Source organism: Pseudomonas gingeri (genome assembly GCF_013385635.1).
GTDB lineage: Bacteria > Pseudomonadota > Gammaproteobacteria > Pseudomonadales > Pseudomonadaceae > Aquipseudomonas > Aquipseudomonas gingeri_A.
Genome location: NZ_JACAPR010000010.1, coordinates 240,006 through 256,795 on the forward strand (window position 1 = coordinate 240,006; position 16,790 = coordinate 256,795).

At 61.0% G+C, this 16,790-nt stretch carries 14 protein-coding genes; all 14 read left to right on the forward strand.

Annotated features, from left to right (window positions below; all coding sequences use genetic code 11):
* Positions 1 to 30: 30 nt before the first annotated feature.
* The 14 genes from HX851_RS11515 (at position 31) to clpX (ending at position 16,716) form a co-directional block, all read left to right on the forward strand.
* Entirely contained in the window at positions 31 to 426 is a 396-nt protein-coding gene (locus tag HX851_RS11515; RefSeq protein WP_177065435.1) for a GNAT family N-acetyltransferase, read from the forward strand.
* Positions 426 to 962, forward strand: coding sequence for a hypothetical protein (locus tag HX851_RS11520; protein WP_256262774.1), 537 nt, complete (start codon positions 426 to 428; stop codon positions 960 to 962). Before HX851_RS11515 ends, HX851_RS11520 begins: the two co-directional genes overlap by 1 nt.
* Positions 962 to 2,977 carry a hypothetical protein gene (locus HX851_RS11525; protein WP_177065437.1) on the forward strand — a complete coding sequence of 672 codons (2,016 nt, stop codon included), beginning with the start codon at positions 962 to 964 and terminating at the stop codon, positions 2,975 to 2,977. Before HX851_RS11520 ends, HX851_RS11525 begins: the two co-directional genes overlap by 1 nt.
* A complete protein-coding gene (locus tag HX851_RS11530; RefSeq protein ID WP_177065438.1) occupies positions 2,974 to 4,905 on the forward strand; it encodes a hypothetical protein in 1,932 nt (643 codons plus the stop codon). The genes HX851_RS11525 and HX851_RS11530 overlap by 4 nt, the downstream gene beginning before the upstream one ends.
* A 35-nt stretch (positions 4,906 to 4,940) precedes the next feature.
* Positions 4,941 to 5,312: a hypothetical protein gene (locus HX851_RS11535; protein WP_177065439.1), complete on the forward strand. Its 372-nt coding sequence runs from the start codon at positions 4,941 to 4,943 to the stop codon at positions 5,310 to 5,312.
* A 66-nt stretch (positions 5,313 to 5,378) separates the two neighbouring features.
* Positions 5,379 to 7,922 carry a hypothetical protein gene (locus tag HX851_RS11540; RefSeq protein ID WP_177065440.1) on the forward strand — a complete coding sequence of 848 codons (2,544 nt, stop codon included), beginning with the start codon at positions 5,379 to 5,381 and terminating at the stop codon, positions 7,920 to 7,922.
* Positions 7,919 to 8,257: a hypothetical protein gene (locus HX851_RS11545; protein ID WP_369680889.1), complete on the forward strand. Its 339-nt coding sequence runs from the start codon at positions 7,919 to 7,921 to the stop codon at positions 8,255 to 8,257. Before HX851_RS11540 ends, HX851_RS11545 begins: the two co-directional genes overlap by 4 nt.
* Complete coding sequence (gene terL / locus HX851_RS11550; protein ID WP_177065441.1) at positions 8,247 to 9,860, forward strand: phage terminase large subunit; 1,614 nt, start codon at positions 8,247 to 8,249, stop codon at positions 9,858 to 9,860. The genes HX851_RS11545 and terL overlap by 11 nt, the downstream gene beginning before the upstream one ends.
* Positions 9,861 to 9,883: 23 nt before the next feature.
* Positions 9,884 to 11,623 carry a hypothetical protein gene (locus HX851_RS11555; protein WP_177065442.1) on the forward strand — a complete coding sequence of 580 codons (1,740 nt, stop codon included), beginning with the start codon at positions 9,884 to 9,886 and terminating at the stop codon, positions 11,621 to 11,623.
* The gene (locus HX851_RS11560) at positions 11,620 to 12,051 is read left to right on the forward strand and encodes a hypothetical protein (RefSeq protein WP_177065443.1); all 432 of its coding nucleotides are present in this window, start codon (positions 11,620 to 11,622) and stop codon (positions 12,049 to 12,051) included. The genes HX851_RS11555 and HX851_RS11560 overlap by 4 nt, the downstream gene beginning before the upstream one ends.
* 4 nt (positions 12,052 to 12,055) lie before the next feature.
* Positions 12,056 to 12,634, forward strand: a complete 579-nt coding sequence (locus HX851_RS11565) for a hypothetical protein (RefSeq protein WP_177065445.1) — start codon at positions 12,056 to 12,058, stop codon at positions 12,632 to 12,634.
* A gap of 646 nt (positions 12,635 to 13,280) precedes the next feature.
* On the forward strand, positions 13,281 to 14,591 hold the full coding sequence (gene tig, locus HX851_RS11570; RefSeq protein ID WP_177056486.1) for a trigger factor: 1,311 nt from the start codon (positions 13,281 to 13,283) through the stop codon (positions 14,589 to 14,591).
* Positions 14,592 to 14,684: 93 nt separating this feature from the next.
* Complete coding sequence (gene clpP, locus HX851_RS11575; RefSeq protein WP_017129550.1) at positions 14,685 to 15,320, forward strand: ATP-dependent Clp endopeptidase proteolytic subunit ClpP; 636 nt, start codon at positions 14,685 to 14,687, stop codon at positions 15,318 to 15,320.
* A 112-nt stretch (positions 15,321 to 15,432) separates the two neighbouring features.
* Positions 15,433 to 16,716 (forward strand): ATP-dependent Clp protease ATP-binding subunit ClpX, encoded by a 1,284-nt coding sequence (gene clpX / locus HX851_RS11580; RefSeq protein WP_008048848.1) that lies wholly within the window; start codon positions 15,433 to 15,435, stop codon positions 16,714 to 16,716.
* Positions 16,717 to 16,790: the final 74 nt, after the last annotated feature.

Below are 16,790 nucleotides of genomic sequence, written 5' to 3' on the forward strand. Positions count from 1 at the left end.
GACGTTCCCCGACTCATTGAGCTGGGGACAATGCTTCATGAGATCAGCAGCTATTCGACCATGCCGTTCTCCCCGGAGAAGTCGGCGGCGTTCCTGCATGAACTGATCAACGGCCAGAACGGCGTGGTCTTCGCCGCTGAGATTGACGGGGTGGTGGTCGGCGGCATGGCCGGCGGGATCGTCGATCAGTGGTTCTGCGACGAGCTGATCGCCTACGACTACTCGATCTTCATCGACCCGAGCCGGCGCAGCGGCATCACGGCCATTCGCCTGGTCAAGGCTTTCGAGGAGTGGGCCCGCATCAAGGGCGCCAGGCATGTGCAGATGGGCATCGGCACCAAGCTCAACGTTGAAGGCACATCGAAGTTGTATCAATCCCTGGGGTTCGAACTGTTCGCCCCCCTGTTTCAGAAGGAGATCAAATAATGGCTGCTGGCGCTGCGTTTATGGCGGCATACGGTGGATACATCGCCGCTGCCGCTGCCGTCGCTGGGACGGCATATTCCGTCTACTCATCCCAACAGGCCGGCAAGCAGGCGCAGCTCACCGCTGATGCTCAGGCCGAACAGTCGCAGAAGGACGCAGACGCCGCTGCAAGCGCTGCAACCGTGCAGGCCGACCGTATCCGCCGCCTTGCCCGCAACCAGGCCAGCGAGGCCAACGCAGCGCTTGCTGCCTCTGGCGTCGAGGTGGGCGAGGGCTCCGCGATCAACATCAACGAGGATATTTACGGCAACGCCGAAGAGGATGCGACCTTGACCTTTCTCAACGGCCAGAGCCAGAAGGCCCGCGGCCAGGTCGATGCGGCCAACTACCGACAGACCGGCGCGGCTGCCAGGTCGGCAGCAAACGCACAGTCCTTTGGGTCTGTTCTTCAGGGAGCGTCCAACCTTGCCAGCGGCTGGAAGGCATCTGCGCAGGGTCGAAACGGCACGGTCGCGGGCGTAGGGGGTAATGGCTGATGGCACAGATACCGCTCGGCCCAGGCGTCCGGGTGCAGCCAGAGGTTGCGCAGAACCGCGTCATTGCCACGAACCCCGAGATCCAGAACCGCGCCAATCAGCAGGCGGCAGGCGCCCTGCAGAATGCCGGCCTGACCTACATCGACCAGCGCAACAAGGAGGACCAGGCCCTGGCGCGGGTGAAGGCGAGCACGTCGCTGATCGACCGCGAGTCGCAGATCAATACCATCACCACTGATCTGCATGAGCAAGTGCGAACCGGGGCGCTCACGTACGACAAGCTCGAAGAGGCCTACACCGGCGCGGTGTCGAAGCTCGATCCGCTTCAGATGCCGGGCCTTGACCCCGCGCAGCAGGGCGAGGTCGGCAACTCCCTCAAGCGCATTCAGAACAGTGGCCTTGACCAGATCAAGGCCATTGCCGTTGGTGCCCGTACCGATGCTGCGAAAGGTGAACTTGCCACGCGCATGGACCTGCTCGGCAAGGACGCAGCAATGCCTGGCGCGAACGTCGATCAGATCAACGCCCGCATGGATGCCGAGGATGTTGATGTCGCCGGGCACCTGGCCTACGGCGAAATGTGGCCCGCCAAGAAACAGCAGTTCAAGGATGACAACTGGACCACGCACGCGACCCAGCGCGTTGTCCAGGCACGTGAAGGCATCGGCGAGTTGCAGAAGATCGAGCACGACTTGACGGCCGAGGACGGGTTCTACTCCCGCAAGCTGGACCCGGAGAAGCGCAACCAGCTGCTCAACACGGTCACCGGCAGGATCTACCAGGTGAAGGAGCACCAGCAGCGCCAGGCCGAAATGCGGGAAATGAAGGCTGAGCGTGTGCTCAACCAGATGGATCGGCAGGCCGCCACAGGCATCCCGCCAACCCCGGCAGACCAGCAGCGTTGGAAAACCGCTTTGTCCGGGACATCGGCGGCCGGTGAGTACAACACCCGAATCAACGAAATGAACGAGGTTCAGGGCCTGCTGCGCAAGCCGATGGCCGAGCAGCAGCAGTACGTTGACCAGAAGCGCCAGCAGATGGTCGTCAACGGCGCCAGCGTTGCACAGCAGGCCAACGTCACGCGCCTACAGACCGCCATCGACAACAACACGAAGATGCTGCGCGAAAGCCCGCTGACCTTCAACGCCATGCGAACCGGTTCAGATGTTGAGCCGCTGGACATCAGCGGCATTGCTACGCCTGAGGGGCAGCAGAAATTGGCTGAGCAGATGGCAACCCGCTTCGACCTGGTCAACTCCGTGCGCAAGGCCTACGGCCCCGAGGTGTCGCGCAATCCGTTCAAGCCTGAAGAGCTGACCATGCTGAAGTCCGTCATCAGTGCCGCGCCGGATGAGACAAAGCTGCAGCTCTTCGGCGCAATCGCCGCATCCTCGCCGGCCGGTGCCGACTATGCCGCCGCCATCAAACCCCTGGTTGCCGATCAGCCGATCACCGTCCTGGCCGGCATGGCCCAGTACAAGCAGCTCAAGGGTGCCGATGGCACGGATGTTCCCAAGACGCTGCTCGCGGGCGCGAAGGTGCTGAACGACAAGTCCACCCCTATGCCCAAAGACAACCTGTTCCGGGAGTCCTTCGACGAGCATGTTGGCAACGCGCTCACTCCAGGCACGCCGCAACGCGAACAGGCCTATCTGGCCTTCAAGTCGTTGTACGCCGGTATGGCTGGGCCGAAGGGCGTGAAACATGACAGCGCCCAGCCAGAAGTCGACAGCAGCCTGGCCGAACAGGCCGTGACTATGGCAACCGGCGGCATCACTGAGCACAGCGGCTCGAAAGTGGTGAAGCCCTACGGCTTGACCGACAAAGTGTTCAGCAAGATCGTTGACGCCGAACTCCAGGGGCTTTCCACACGCACAAGCATGCCGGTGGGCCAGTTGGAGGACATGCCACTCACGCCGGTACCGGGCAAGGACGGTTCCTACTACTTGCTCAACGCAGGTCGCGTGCAGATGGATCCGAAGACCAACGAACCGATGGTGGTGAAAGTAAGATGAGCTGGTTAGACGGATTGGTCGAAGACAACGAAGCGGCGAGCCAGGATCAGCGGTTTGAGCGCACCGCCGATAAATTGGCCCCGGGTGTATTCACTGGGGCTTACGGCGCTATTGGCCAAGGCCTGGTGCGTGGCGGGATCGAGGCGGTCAACACGGTCAAGTCGCTGGCGGTGCAGGCTGCTGGCGCTGACCAGGCGCTGAGCCTTGGCCTGAGCGGTATGGTGCTGGATGGCCAGGATGCAGAAGAGCAGGCCCAACAGGTAAACGCTGACACCGAGCGCCGGGCCCGCGATATCGGCAAGGACACAGCCCAGGCGGTACAGCTGCTGCGCCCTGACCCGACCGAAGTCGGCTTTGTCGGCCAGATCCTTGGCGAGGCCGCTGCGATCCTGCCGCGCACTGTGGTCGGCTCTATGGCTGCTGGCCCGCTGGGTGCGGCTGTCGCTGCTGGTGGACCTGCTGGGTACGCGAGCAAGCAGGTGGGCGTGGCCGAAGGCCTGGATGAGGGAACCGCCACCGGCAAGGCCTTCATTGACGCGGCAACCGTCGGTGTGGGCGCCTTCTTGCCCGCGGCCCGGTTCGTCGGTCCGGTCATCGGCGATGCCGCCATTGCAGTCGGGGCAAACGTTGGCCTTGGCATGGCGGGCCGTGGTGGTACTGCTGCACTGCTCGAGCACAACGGCTACAGCGCCCAGGCCGCGCAGTACCGGGCCATGGATGGCACCGCCATCATCACCGACGCCGTCCTCGGGGCGGCCTTCTTCGGCCTGGCCCGAGCCGGCATGCGCAAGCCAACCACCGACCAGGTCGACGCTGCGCTTACCGAACGCACTTACCAGCATGCAGACGTCGATACCGCACCCGGCGCGCCGATCAATCCACGGTCGGCAGTTGCACATCAGGACGCCATCCGCACCGCCATTGATCAACTCAGCCGCGGCGAATCGGTGGTTTTGCCGGAAAGCATCCATTCGGCCCAGTTCATGCGCGGCCTCGATGAGCCCAGGCCGATGGCCCCGACCCGTGAATCTGCCCGTGTCACTGCCCGCCAGGACCTTGAGCCCACAATGCGCTTGGAACTGGAGCAGGAGGCCGCCGGCATCTTGCCCAACGTGAGGGACGTCAAGGCCGAGCTGTCCACGGTGGCGCGAAGCCTGGACGCGCTCGATGACTCGTTCAGGGTTAGGGCCAAGGAGTTCCAGCAGCAGGGCCAGAGTCGTAAACGTGCCGAGCAATCCGCCCGCCAGGCAATCCAGGACGATCGTATGGCGCTGTCTGACCGGCAGGCCGCGCTGACCGACAGCCTGTCGAGCAACCGATCTGCCGAGCTGGCGCGCGGCGACCTGGCTGCCATGGATCGCGGCGAGATCCCGCAGCGCCTCCAGGGTCGAGTTGATCAGCGTGCCGACGCCATCGTGCAGGGCTTCGACAAGAACCCGCTCGCCGCCGGCGTGGCCGAGGGCAACAAGATGTCCATGGCGCAGATTGCTCGGCAGGAGATCGCCCGCATCCTCGACGACATCGAGCGCGCCGACCCTACGCTGCAGGCCAAGCCGCTGGATATTGGCCGGCCAGTTGATGCGCCTAAGGCTGGGAAAAATGCACAGGCCCCTGCAAAAAATGCATCGGAGCCGGCAAAAGCTGCAACAACTGGGGGAAAAGATGCATCAGCAACCCCTAAAGATGCAGTACCGTCGAAAGGCGAGCAGGCCGACGCCGACCCTGTTGTGCAAGTCGCAGACGAGATCCTGAGCCGGATGGATGACATGCGACTGGCCACCGGCGCACTCGATGCCGACGGAAACCCGGTTACCGTGTCTGCGCGGGAAATGCTGGCCCAGGCCGATGCCGAGATCCAGGCCGCCCAGCAAGACGCCCGTGGCTTCGCGGCGGCGGCCGCGTGTTTCCTGCAACGAGGGGATGTGTGAATATGCGCGGACATTGGTACATCAGGAAAACAGGGATGAAACAGGTATTGCTGCTGGCCGCCCTTGCTCTACTGGGCGGTTGCGCTTCTGAGACGAAGTACAAGGCGAACATGGATTCTTGGGTTGGGCAGGATGAAGTTCGCCTGGTGCGCGAACTGGGGCCGCCCATGCAGGCCTATGAGGCCGGCGGTAGCCGGTTCCTGGTCTACACAATGTCCAACAGCCTGGTCATTCCAGGGACCCCGACCACGGCAAGCACCGGAAATTACGGCAATGGGTCGTTCACGACAATTACCCCTGGCGCTCCAGCGCAGAGTCTCGACTACACCTGCTCCAGCCAGTTCGAAGTCAAGGGGCAGAAGGTCGTGGCCTGGACTTCCCGCGGAAACGGCTGCGTCGCCGAGTAACAAATAGTCGGGAAACCGTCTATCCCCCAACCATAGGCTTGCTCCCACATCATCAGGAGCAAGCCCATGCGCCCCGAATGCATCAAGGCCGTCACCCAGGCAATCGGCCGATCCCTCACTCAACCAGAAATCAAGGGCATCGAGGACCGGGTCCGCCGGAACATGCGTCAACTCGCGCAGACCGATCCCACCTGGCAATCCAAGTCATCCGCCGATCGCCTCAACGAGGCCGCCGCCAAGTCAGCAAAGGACCTGGTGGCCGAGGCCGACCTCAAGAAGAAGCGCATTGCGCTGACCATCCTTGCTCACGACCGCGTCGACAGCTACATGAAGCGCTTCCCGGACCGCCCGCTCGAAGGACTTGATCGCCTAATGGCGTTTTCGGCAGACGGCAAGAGCGGCATCCAGTCCATCGAATCGGCAAGCCGGGCGATCCGTGACGACTCGCTCAGCCGCATGCTCGATGTCATCGACCAGACCAAGGGCAAGTTCCTCGGGCTGTTCCAGAACGAGGCCGGCAACCTGGCGCTGGTGCGCGAGCTGCACGGCGAGGATTCCGGTAGCGCCACGGCCAAGGCCGCCGCGAAGTCGTTCAAGGACACGGCCGAGCAGTTGCGCCAGCGCTTTAACCGTGCCGGCGGTGACGTGGGCTTCCTCGATGACTGGAACATGCCTCGCGATCACTCACAGATCAAAGTCGCCAAGAGCCAGGCCAAGTGGGTCGACGACCATGTGCAGTGGGCGAACCGCGCCAAGTACATGAAAGAAGACGGCTCGCCGATGAATGATGCCGAGCTGACTGACTTCTTGAATCATGCCTGGGTCACGCTTGCCACCGGCGGCGTCAACAAGCTGGAGCCGGGCAGGGCGGCGGGCAACGGCATGCGCGCCAATCGTGGCAGCGAGTCGCGGCAAATCCACTACAAGGATGCGGAAAGCTTCATCGCTGCGCAGAAGGCCTACGGTGACCGGAACCTGCTGGAACTGCTGATCGGTCATGTTGACCGTGCGTCACGCGATATCGCCCTGGTCGAAACCCTGGGACCTAACCCATCCAACCAGATGCGTTACTTTCTGGATGAGGGGCAGCAGGCCAGCGTTACTGCCAACCCCAACCAGGCCGACAAGGTCGCCAAGCAGCGCCGCAAGATCGAGCATCTGTATGAGGAAGTGGCTGGCACGCGGGAGCCGCCCGCGTCTGCTGCCCTGGCAAACGGCTTCGACACCTATCGAGCGTTGAACGTTGCCAGCCGCCTGGGTTCTGCTGTTCTCACATCCGTCACCGATCAGGGCACGCTGGGCATCACCGCGTCGATGAACGGTATGCCGGTGATGCAAGTGTTCGCGAACGAGATCCGCATGATGAACCCGGCCAGCGCTGCCGATCGGCGACTTGCCCAGCGCGCGGGCCTTGGCCTGAACCAACTGATCGGCAGCCTGAACCGCTGGGGGGCTGATGGACTGGGAAGCACCGAGCAGGTATCCGGCCGAATCTCGAAGTTCGCGCAGACCGCCGCCGGCAAAGTCATGCAGGCCTCGGGGCTGAACGCCCTGACCGCCGGCACTCAGCGGGCTTTCGGTGCCGTGATGATGGACACCATCGGCGACATGTCCCGTCGCCACCAGACGCTGGCCGCCATGGACCCGGCAGATAGCAAGCGCCTGCTCGGCCAGGGTGTCACCGAAACCGATTGGGCCGTCTGGCGCCTGGCGCAGCCGGAGGACTGGCGCGGTGCCGGCGATACGGTACTGACCGCGAACAGCATCTATCGCATCGCGGACGCTGACCTGGTGCCTCTGGCGAAACAGCTCAAGACAACCCCGCAACGTCTGAAGGACCAGGCGGCCACCAAACTGCTTGGCACGGTTCTGGATGAAACGAACATGGCGATTATTGAGCCTGGCGCCAGGGAGAAGGCCGCGATGCACGGTGGCGTTGAGCGCGGCACCGTGAAAGGTGAGCTGGTGCGCTCGTTCTGGCAGTTCAAGAGCTTCTCCGTCGGCATGCTCATGCGTCACGGGCAGCGCGCCATGTCCCAGGAAGGGTGGGGAAAGGCCGGCTACATCGCCTCGCTGGTCGCGACCACCACCGTGCTGGGCGGCATGGCCATTCAGCTCAATGAGATAGCCAGCGGCCGCGACCCGAAAGACATCACCAGCGACAAGAAATTCGGCGTGCCCGGCCTGCAGTTCGGCATTGCCGCCTTTCTGAAAGGCGGGGCCATGGGGCTGTACGGCGACTTCCTGTTCTCCGACACCAGCCAGGGCGGCAGCTCCCCACTCGCAGCCCTGGGCGGCCCCATTGCCGGCGACATTGAGTCAATATTCAAGCTGAAAGACAACGCAGCAGACGGAGAAGTCAACCAGACCGGCGCCAAGCTGGTGCGCCTGGCGAAGAGCCATTTGCCAGCCGCGAACCTCTGGTACACGAAAGCAGCCCTCGATCACATGATCTTCAACCAGTTGCAGGAACACTTCTCGCCGGGCTACTTGCGCCGCATGAAACAGCGGGCCAAGAAGGAGTTCGGGCAATCGTTCTGGTGGGATCCGAAGGACACAACCCCAGGCAGGGCGCCAAACATTGGTGCAGCAGTAGGAGTAAGGCCGTGAGACTCGAACAGATCGCCAGGTTGCAAATGCTCTCCGAGGGGCTTGCCGATGTCGTGATCGATGAAGCCGATCCGGCAACGTGGCCAGGCGCCGGCAAGACCGCAGCCGAATTGACCCAGGAAGAGCGCGGCAACCGCTATTGGAGCAAGAAGAACGCCGCCGCGACCATGACCCTGCTTGTCAAGGTGATGAGCATCACGGGCATGCTCAACAGGACCGGTGGCGAGGCGCCCACCGTAGACCCTGCGCAGGAGCTGGACGCAGAAGTGCAGCAGGCCGAGCAGCAGGCCATGGCGCTTCTGGAGCGGGCGAATAAGGGCGGCCATGTCCACTAAGGTGTCGCTGCTGACCTTCTTCCTTATTTGGGCGAAGCGCATGCGCTGGGAGGTTCCGGATGTTCACGTCAGGGCCTGCTACTGGCTGGAGCACCGGGGGAAACTCGCGGTGCTTCGCTGTTTCCGTGGGTTCGGAAAGTCTACGATCCTGGCGGTGTACAACGCCTGGCGGTATTACAAGGACCCGACTTACCGGATTCTTCACCAGTCGGAGTCGAACCCGACCGCGTACAAGACCAGCCGTGACACGCAGAACGTCATCCGCAACCACCCGCTGACGCGCCACCTACTGGCCGCTGCTGCGTGCGGGACCGAACAGTGGTGGGTCTATGGCTCCGTAGACAGTCGCAACGCCAGCATGTACGCCAGGGGCATACTTTCGAACGTCACATCGGCCCGCGCTGATGAATGCCAGAACGATGACGTCGAGGTGCCCGGCAACATTGCCACCCCTGAAGCCCGCGAGAAGATGCGCTATCGCCTGGGCGAGCAGGTCCACATTATGGTGCCGGGTGCCAGCCAGCTCTATATCGGTACGCCGCACACTCACGACAGTCTGTATGACGAGATCGAGTCGATGGGCGCCGACTGCCTGACGATCCGCATGTTCGCCCAGGAACACAGGATCACCGAGGCAAAGATCAATGCCTACAACGTGCCGTTCGTGCCAGAGGTGGTTTTCTCAGGCATCGGCAAGCACGCCCGAGTCTTGGAACTGGGCAAGGACTACCAACTCACCAAGACCGGTATCGCCTTCTTTACACCCCCCGGCACGCTGGTCGATTGCTATTCCGGCAGCGCCTGGCCTGAGCGCTTCGACATGGACGAGCTGGCGCAGCGGCGCCGCAAGACCAAGACCATCAACGAATGGGATTCGCAGTACCAGCTCCACTCGAAGCCCGTCACGGAGGTTCGCTTGGACCCCAATCGCATCATCCCGTACGACGTACAGCCCACGATGCGCTACGCCAATGGCGCGGCAGCTATGTTCCTCGGCTCGACGCAGATCGTCGGCGCCATCGCGTACTGGGACTGTTCCCTCGGCAAGATCAAGTCCGATGCCTCGGCTTTCTCGCTGCTGCTCACGGATGCCCGCGGGCAACTCTACTGGCACGTTGCCGAAGGCCTGGAAGGTGAGATCGCTGAATTCGATGAAAAGGATCGGATCATCGGCGGGCAGGTGCATCAGGTTCGCGAGCTGGTGATCAAGTACCAGATCCCGCGCGTCATCGTTGAAACCAATGGCCCCGGCGGCTTTGTGCCCACCATTCTGAAACAGGCCCTGAAGGGCACCGGGTGCGGTGTAGGTGAAGAGCACTCCACAATCAACAAGCAGAAACGCATCCTCGACGCCTTCGAATCGCCGCTGTCTGCCCGTTTCCTGTGGGCCCATGTCGATGTGCTGAACGGTCCGGTGTGGGACCAGATGCAAGACTTCAACCCGGCACTGACAAATCAGGATGATGACTTCATCGACTCCGGTGCCGGTGCTATCGCACAGACCCCCGTCCGGATAGGCCGAATAGTCGGGAAACCGACAGAGGCCCGGCGGGACGATTGGCGTCCAGATGCGGGCGTGCACGAAGTGCAGGTTGATTACTAGCCCGCCAACACCAGGGGCCAGTCATGTCAGTTCAACCCGGACCAACGTTCAAGCGATACGCGGCCAACGGGGTCGCCACGGTCTACGCAATCCCATTCCTGCTGCTTGATGCGGCAGACCTGCAGATCACGCTGGGCGGCGTGCCGGTAACCACAGGATTCACGCTGTCCGGAATCGGCAACCCCACCAGCTCCTGCGCCTTCACCGTCCCGCCGTCCGGCGACTTGCTCTTCCAGCAGGTCATGGTGTTTCAGCGCCTGACCGACTACCAGGTCAATGGCGACTTTCTCGCGGGTACGGTGAACCGTGACTATGACCGGCTGTGGCTGGCATGCAAGCAGCTGACCCGCGACAGCAGCAGGGCATTAACCGTCAGCACGCTGGAGCCCGAAGGCATACCGCCATTGCCGGCAAAAGCGCAGCGTGCACTGTATGTGCTGGCATTCGACGCGAATGGCGATCCGATCAAATCGAACCTCACCCTTGCTGAACTAGAGCAGCAGCCGGCCGGTGCCGCAGCATCTGCTGCCGCTGCCGCAGCCAGCGCTACAGCCGCCGCAGGTTCTGCAACAGCCTCAGCAGGCTTTGCAACGGCTTCAGCGGGTTCGGCCACGGCCTCGGCGAACTCTGCCGCTGCGTCCGCCGCATCTGCTGCGTCAGTCACTGGCGCCGCCGTTCCTCTGTTCTCTGTGATTTGGTGGCCCGGCCTGCGCGCCGCAATTCCTGCCGGCTATGTTCCGGGTGATGGGCAGACTCTCAGCCGCACAACGTACGCTGGAGCCTGGACCAGGATCGCTGCAGGCGATATGCCGACTGCCACAGACGCGGCATGGAACAGCACGCCATCCGAGCGCGGCAAGTACACCACCGGCGATGGATTGACCACGTTCCGGGTCCCCGACTACAACGGCAAGTTCGCTGGATCAATCGGCGCACCGTTCTTGCGCGGCGACGGCACACTGTCGGCGGCAGTTGCTGGCGTGATCAGGCAAGACCAGATGCAGGGGCACGGACATGCCAACACTTCCATTACCACGGGTACAGGTGGCGGCAACGGCGAGTTTGTCGGTAGCGCTACAGGGCCCGGGGCTGGAACATCCACAGGTCGAATCACGACCCCGACGTCAGATGGAACCAATGGAACGCCGCGTGTTGGATCGGAAACCAGGCCAATCGATATTTGCGGTTGCTTCATTATCAAGATGTTCGGTGCCATCAGTAACCAGGGCGGCCTGGACATGGTGCAACTGGCCGGTGACCTGGCGAACGCAATCACCAACTTAAATGCCGCGCGTGCTGGGTCATTCGCGAACAACTTCCTGTCGGTTGAAGACCGGAAGGCGACGAACACTGCCGGCGGCACGGCAACGGCCTCGACCTGGACCACAAGGGACCTGAACAGCGTTCGTGTGAACCGTATAACCGGCGCCTCGCTTGCATCCAACCAGATCACACTGCCGGCCGGCACGTACCGATTCGACGCCAGAGCCCCGGCCATCGGCGTTGGCTCGCACCAGATGCGCCTGAGAAACATCACCGACGCCGCCGATGTCGACACTGGCAGCAGTGGCTTCTCTGTGTCGAGTGGGCTCAACGCGCAAACCGACTCAGTCATCAGCGGCGAATTCACCATCACCTCTTCGAAGGTCTTCGAGATCCAGCACAACGTGGCCACGACCCGAGCAACCAACGGATTCGGCGGCGCCGCGAACCTGGGCACCACTGAAATCTATACCCAAGCCAAATTTTGGAGGCTCGCATGATGGACGTAGCTCTGGCCCTTGACCTGCTTGTGCCGGCCGCCTGCCGTGGCGGCAGCCTTACCAGCAACACCCGCGAACAGTACGAGACCTTGCGCTGGGAAGACGATCGCCCACAGCCAGCATGGGAAGAGCTTGAGTCGGCCTGGGCTGCCCAGCAGCCAGAGATTGCCCGCGAGGACTTCAAGGAAACCCGGCGCTTGGCTGTCGCGGCCATCGTCGTAGAGGTCGACGGGCTTCTGTTCGACGGCAACGAGATCAGCCAGAGCAGGATGGCACGGGCAATCCTGAGCATGGATGAGGAAGAGGAAACGTCATGGTTGCTGCACGACAACACCGTCGCCAGCATCAACAGGGCAACGTTGAAAGCAGCACTTCGCTCGGCTGGCATCCGCCAGTCTGAGCTGTGGTTCCAACCTGGGAAGGAGTAACACTATGTATTGCGGAATCTTTTGGCATACCGATGTGCAGAAGCTGGTCATATTAGATGAATGGGGCCTCCCATTTTCAATGCCTTTTGACGCGAGCCTGATCCCGACAGCGGCAACTACTGTGCAGATGACTTCGGCCAACCTGGCGATTGGTACGCTGCAGACTTCGGTCGGCGATCTCAGCACTGCGTTAGCCAGCACCGGCGCGACTGCAAATAGCGCGCTTTCTGCCGCAAATGCTGCTCAGACCGCTGCATCTGCAGCTCAGGTCGCGGCCAGCGCTGCCGCCAGTTCGGTCAGTGCGCTGCCGCCCCCGATGAAAACTGAAGTGGTCACCGCGACACTGGGGGCCGGCGGGACCCTCAACGCCGTGTTCGCCAAGACCTACACGGAAACCCCGCTGGTGATCCCGATGACGCGGTTTGTCGGCGATCAGATGTTCGCGGCGGTAGTTGGAGCTTCATCGCTGACGGGCGTGACAGTGACCGGAAAGCGTTCGCGCGGCACGTTGCTGTTGACGTCCGGGCCGTTCGAGTCGGCGGCGGCGGGAGATGTTGTGCAGTTCGCGGTGATAGGGCGCTGATAAAAAAGGGATTTTGTTCGTTCGGCAGGGACGCCGGAGAGGTGCGCACAAGGGCGCTGTGTGAGGATTGTGCTGTACGGCGTGTTACGATGTGACATGAGCCGAGCTTTCTGAACAGTTGTGACGAGTGCGGGCGTCGTAATCTATTGAATTTGCTTGATTTGTATTAAGCGGTCATGATTTAGGTTCCAGCGCCGCGAGGCGTAAGAGTTCGAGTCTCTTCGTCCGCACCAATTAGCTTGAAATGAAAAACGGCGCAGCACCTGAAAAGGGCTGCGCCGTTTTTGTTTCAGGCTCCAGAATATCCGGTATGCCGCCGGTTCGGGGTGGGTAGGGTGGCGTGCCTTGGTGCGGCCTTATTATTGCTGGATGATGCCGGTTCAACCTTCGGTCTGTTTGGCGGACCGATCGTCGGGGCGGCGGTCGAGCGATCCTTCTATATATAGAAGGGCCGGCCGAGGCTCTGCGGCGTGAGTGAATGCGTGTTGTCGGACAGGCCGCCAACAGCCTGTTCCGGCGAATAATTGCCTGCTGTTTTTTACCCGTTTTCAGTAGGGTGACTTCTTGAGTATGACCCACTAGAATGCATGCCCTTGCTTCTGAGGTCGGAAACGGCCGGCTAACGTCTGTGCAACGAGGAATATCCATGCAAGTTTCTGTTGAAAATACATCGGCTCTTGAGCGCCGCATGAGCATCACCGTGCCAGCTGAGCGCATCGAGACCCAGGTCAACAAGCGTCTGCAGCAGACTGCCCAAAAGGCCAAGATTGCAGGCTTCCGTCCTGGCAAGGTGCCAATGAGCGTGATCCGTCAGCGTTATGAAGCTGATGCACGTCAAGAAGCGGTAGGCGACGTGATCCAGGCTTCCTTCTACGAAGCCGTGGTCGAGCAGAAGCTGAACCCTGCCGGCCAGCCTTCGGTAGAGCCGAAAGTGCTGGAAAAAGGCAAGGATCTGGAATACGTCGCGACTTTCGAAGTGTTCCCTGAATTTACCGTTGCCGGTTTCGAGTCCATCGCCGTTGAGCGCCTGAGCGCTGAAGTGGCTGATGCCGACCTGGACAACATGCTGGAAATCCTGCGCAAGCAGAACACCCGTTTCGAAGTGGCCGAGCGTGCCGCCGCGAACGAAGACCAGTTGAACATCGATTTCGTTGGCAAGGTCGACGGCGAAGCATTCGCTGGCGGTTCCGCCAAGGGCACCCAACTGGTCCTGGGTTCCAACCGCATGATCCCGGGCTTCGAAGATGGCCTGGTCGGCGCCAAGGCCGGTGAAGAACGCGTTCTGAACCTGACTTTCCCTGCTGACTACCAGAACCTGGACCTGGCGGGCAAAACCGCCGAGTTCACCGTGACCGTGAACAGCGTTTCCGCACCGACCCTGCCTGAGCTGAACGAAGTGTTCTTCGCCCAGTTCGGCATCAAGGAAAGCGGTCTGGAAGGTTTCCGCGCCGAAGTTCGCAAGAACATGGAGCGTGAGCTGCGCCAGGCAATCAAGTCCAAGGTCAAGAATCAGGTAATGGACGGTCTGCTGGCCGCCAACCCGATCGAAGTGCCGAAGGCGCTGCTGGACAACGAAGTGAACCGTCTGCGCGTGCAGGCCGTTCAGCAGTTCGGCGGTAACATCAAGCCTGACCAACTGCCGGCCGAGCTGTTCGAAGAGCAAGCCAAGCGCCGTGTCGTGCTGGGCCTGATCGTGGCTGAAGTGGTCAAGCAATTCGACCTCAAGCCAGATGAAACCCGCGTTCGCGAACTGATCCAGGAAATGGCTTCGGCCTACCAGGAGCCAGAGCAAGTCGTGTCCTGGTACTACAAGAACGACCAGCAGCTGAACGAAGTTCGTTCGGTTGTGCTGGAAGAACAAGTTGTGGATACTGTTCTGCAGAAGGCGAATGTGACCGATAAATCGGTCTCCTACGAAGAAGCAGTCAAGCCGGTGGAAGCTCCACAAGCCGACTGATTTTCTGACTCGTTGGAAAATACACACCATAAGCCAGCCTCGTGCTGGCTTATGCGTATTCGAGACATGACTATTTGGGAGTGACTGCAGAGCATGTTCCGTAATTCCTATATTCAGCAGAACTCTGATATCCAGGCCGCAGGCGGCCTGGTCCCGATGGTTGTCGAGCAGTCCGCTCGTGGCGAGCGCGCCTATGACATCTACTCGCGTCTTCTCAAGGAGCGGGTGATTTTCCTGGTGGGCCCGGTAGAGGACTACATGGCCAACCTGATCTGTGCGCAACTGCTGTTCCTTGAAGCCGAAAACCCGGACAAGGACATCCATCTCTATATCAATTCCCCGGGCGGTTCGGTGACAGCGGGCATGTCGATCTACGACACCATGCAGTTCATCAAGCCAAACGTGTCGACCACCTGTATCGGTCAGGCCTGCAGCATGGGCGCGTTCCTGTTGACCGCCGGTGCCGAAGGCAAGCGTTTCTGCCTGCCGAACTCGCGTGTGATGATTCACCAGCCACTGGGCGGTTTCCAGGGGCAGGCGTCGGATATCGAAATCCATGCCAAGGAAATCCTCTTCATTCGCGAGCGTCTCAACACGCTGATGGCCAAGCACAGCGGGCGTACTCTTGAAGAAATCGAGCGCGATACCAATCGCGACAACTTCATGAGTGCAGAAGCTGCGAAGGCATACGGCTTGATCGATGAAGTGATCACCCAGCGCCCCGCTTAAAATAAGCAGCGCAAAATAGGGGTGGTCGGCTGCTCCGATCACCAGCGGGCTTGAAAAAGCCCGCAATAGCCTTCATCTTGTGTTGCAAGCCTATCGGATTTGGATCGAACGAATGACTGACACCCGCAACGGCGAGGACAACGGCAAGCTGCTCTATTGCTCTTTCTGTGGCAAAAGCCAGCATGAAGTACGCAAGTTGATTGCCGGCCCCTCGGTCTTTATCTGCGACGAGTGCGTCGACCTGTGCAATGACATCATCCGTGAGGAGGTGCAGGAAGCACAGGCCGAAAGCAGTGCGCATAAATTGCCTTCGCCTAAAGAAATCAGCGGCATCCTTGATCAGTATGTGATTGGTCAGGAGCGTGCAAAGAAGGTTCTGGCGGTAGCGGTCTACAACCACTACAAGCGTCTGAACCAGCGTGACAAGAAAAATGACGATGTCGAACTCGGCAAAAGCAACATCCTGCTGATCGGTCCGACCGGCTCGGGCAAGACCCTGCTGGCTGAAACCCTGGCCCGTCTGCTGAATGTACCGTTCACCATCGCCGATGCAACCACCCTCACCGAGGCCGGTTATGTGGGCGAGGATGTGGAAAACATCATTCAGAAACTGCTGCAGAAGTGCGATTACGATGTGGAAAAGGCCCAGATGGGCATTGTCTACATCGACGAAATCGACAAGATTTCCCGCAAGTCCGACAACCCTTCGATTACCCGGGACGTTTCCGGCGAAGGCGTGCAGCAGGCCTTGTTGAAGTTGATCGAGGGTACGGTCGCTTCCGTTCCGCCACAAGGCGGTCGCAAGCACCCTCAGCAGGAGTTTCTGCAGGTCGACACCCGCAACATCCTGTTTATCTGTGGTGGTGCGTTCTCCGGCCTGGAAAAGGTCATCCAGAACCGTTCGACCAAGGGCGGTATCGGTTTCAACGCCGAAGTCCGCAGCAAGGAAGAAGGCAAGAAGGTCGGTGAGTCCCTGCGTGAAGTCGAGCCTGACGATCTGGTCAAGTTCGGTCTGATCCCGGAATTCGTCGGTCGCCTGCCGGTTCTGGCGACGCTGGACGAGCTGGATGAGGCTGCGCTGATGCAGATCCTCACCGAGCCGAAGAACGCGTTGACCAAACAGTACGCCAAGCTGTTCGAAATGGAAGGCGTTGACCTCGAGTTCCGCACCGATGCGCTGAAATCCGTGGCCAAGCGTGCCCTGGAGCGCAAGACCGGTGCTCGTGGCCTGCGTTCGATCCTCGAAGGCGTCCTGCTCGACACCATGTACGAAATCCCCTCGCAGTCCGAGGTGAGCAAAGTGGTGATCGACGAAAGCGTCATAGAAGGCAAGTCCAAGCCGCTGTATATCTATGAAAACAGCGAGCCGACCGCCAAGGCTGCACCTGACGCGTAAGTGTCGTAGCGTGTGACCCAAAAAAGGGGGCCTTCGGGCCCCCTTTGCTTTTCCTGACAGAGTGCTTGTTTTTT

Excerpts from the sequence above, each read along its gene's own strand:
- HX851_RS11535 (WP_177065439.1), top strand. The coding sequence starts at position 4,941 with ATGAAACAGGTATTGCTGCTGGCCGCCCTTGCTCTACTGGGCGGTTGC.
- terL (WP_177065441.1), top strand. The coding sequence starts at position 8,247 with ATGTCCACTAAGGTGTCGCTGCTGACCTTCTTCCTTATTTGGGCGAAG.
- HX851_RS11565 (WP_177065445.1), top strand. The coding sequence starts at position 12,056 with ATGTATTGCGGAATCTTTTGGCATACCGATGTGCAGAAGCTGGTCATA.
- clpX (WP_008048848.1), top strand. The coding sequence starts at position 15,433 with ATGACTGACACCCGCAACGGCGAGGACAACGGCAAGCTGCTCTATTGC.
- HX851_RS11520 (WP_256262774.1), top strand. The coding sequence starts at position 426 with ATGGCTGCTGGCGCTGCGTTTATGGCGGCATACGGTGGATACATCGCC.
- HX851_RS11540 (WP_177065440.1), top strand. The coding sequence starts at position 5,379 with ATGCGCCCCGAATGCATCAAGGCCGTCACCCAGGCAATCGGCCGATCC.
- clpP (WP_017129550.1), top strand. The coding sequence starts at position 14,685 with ATGTTCCGTAATTCCTATATTCAGCAGAACTCTGATATCCAGGCCGCA.
- HX851_RS11530 (WP_177065438.1), top strand. The coding sequence starts at position 2,974 with ATGAGCTGGTTAGACGGATTGGTCGAAGACAACGAAGCGGCGAGCCAG.
- HX851_RS11560 (WP_177065443.1), top strand. The coding sequence starts at position 11,620 with ATGATGGACGTAGCTCTGGCCCTTGACCTGCTTGTGCCGGCCGCCTGC.
- HX851_RS11525 (WP_177065437.1), top strand. The coding sequence starts at position 962 with ATGGCACAGATACCGCTCGGCCCAGGCGTCCGGGTGCAGCCAGAGGTT.
- HX851_RS11555 (WP_177065442.1), top strand. The coding sequence starts at position 9,884 with ATGTCAGTTCAACCCGGACCAACGTTCAAGCGATACGCGGCCAACGGG.
- HX851_RS11515 (WP_177065435.1), top strand. The coding sequence starts at position 31 with ATGCTTCATGAGATCAGCAGCTATTCGACCATGCCGTTCTCCCCGGAG.
- tig (WP_177056486.1), top strand. The coding sequence starts at position 13,281 with ATGCAAGTTTCTGTTGAAAATACATCGGCTCTTGAGCGCCGCATGAGC.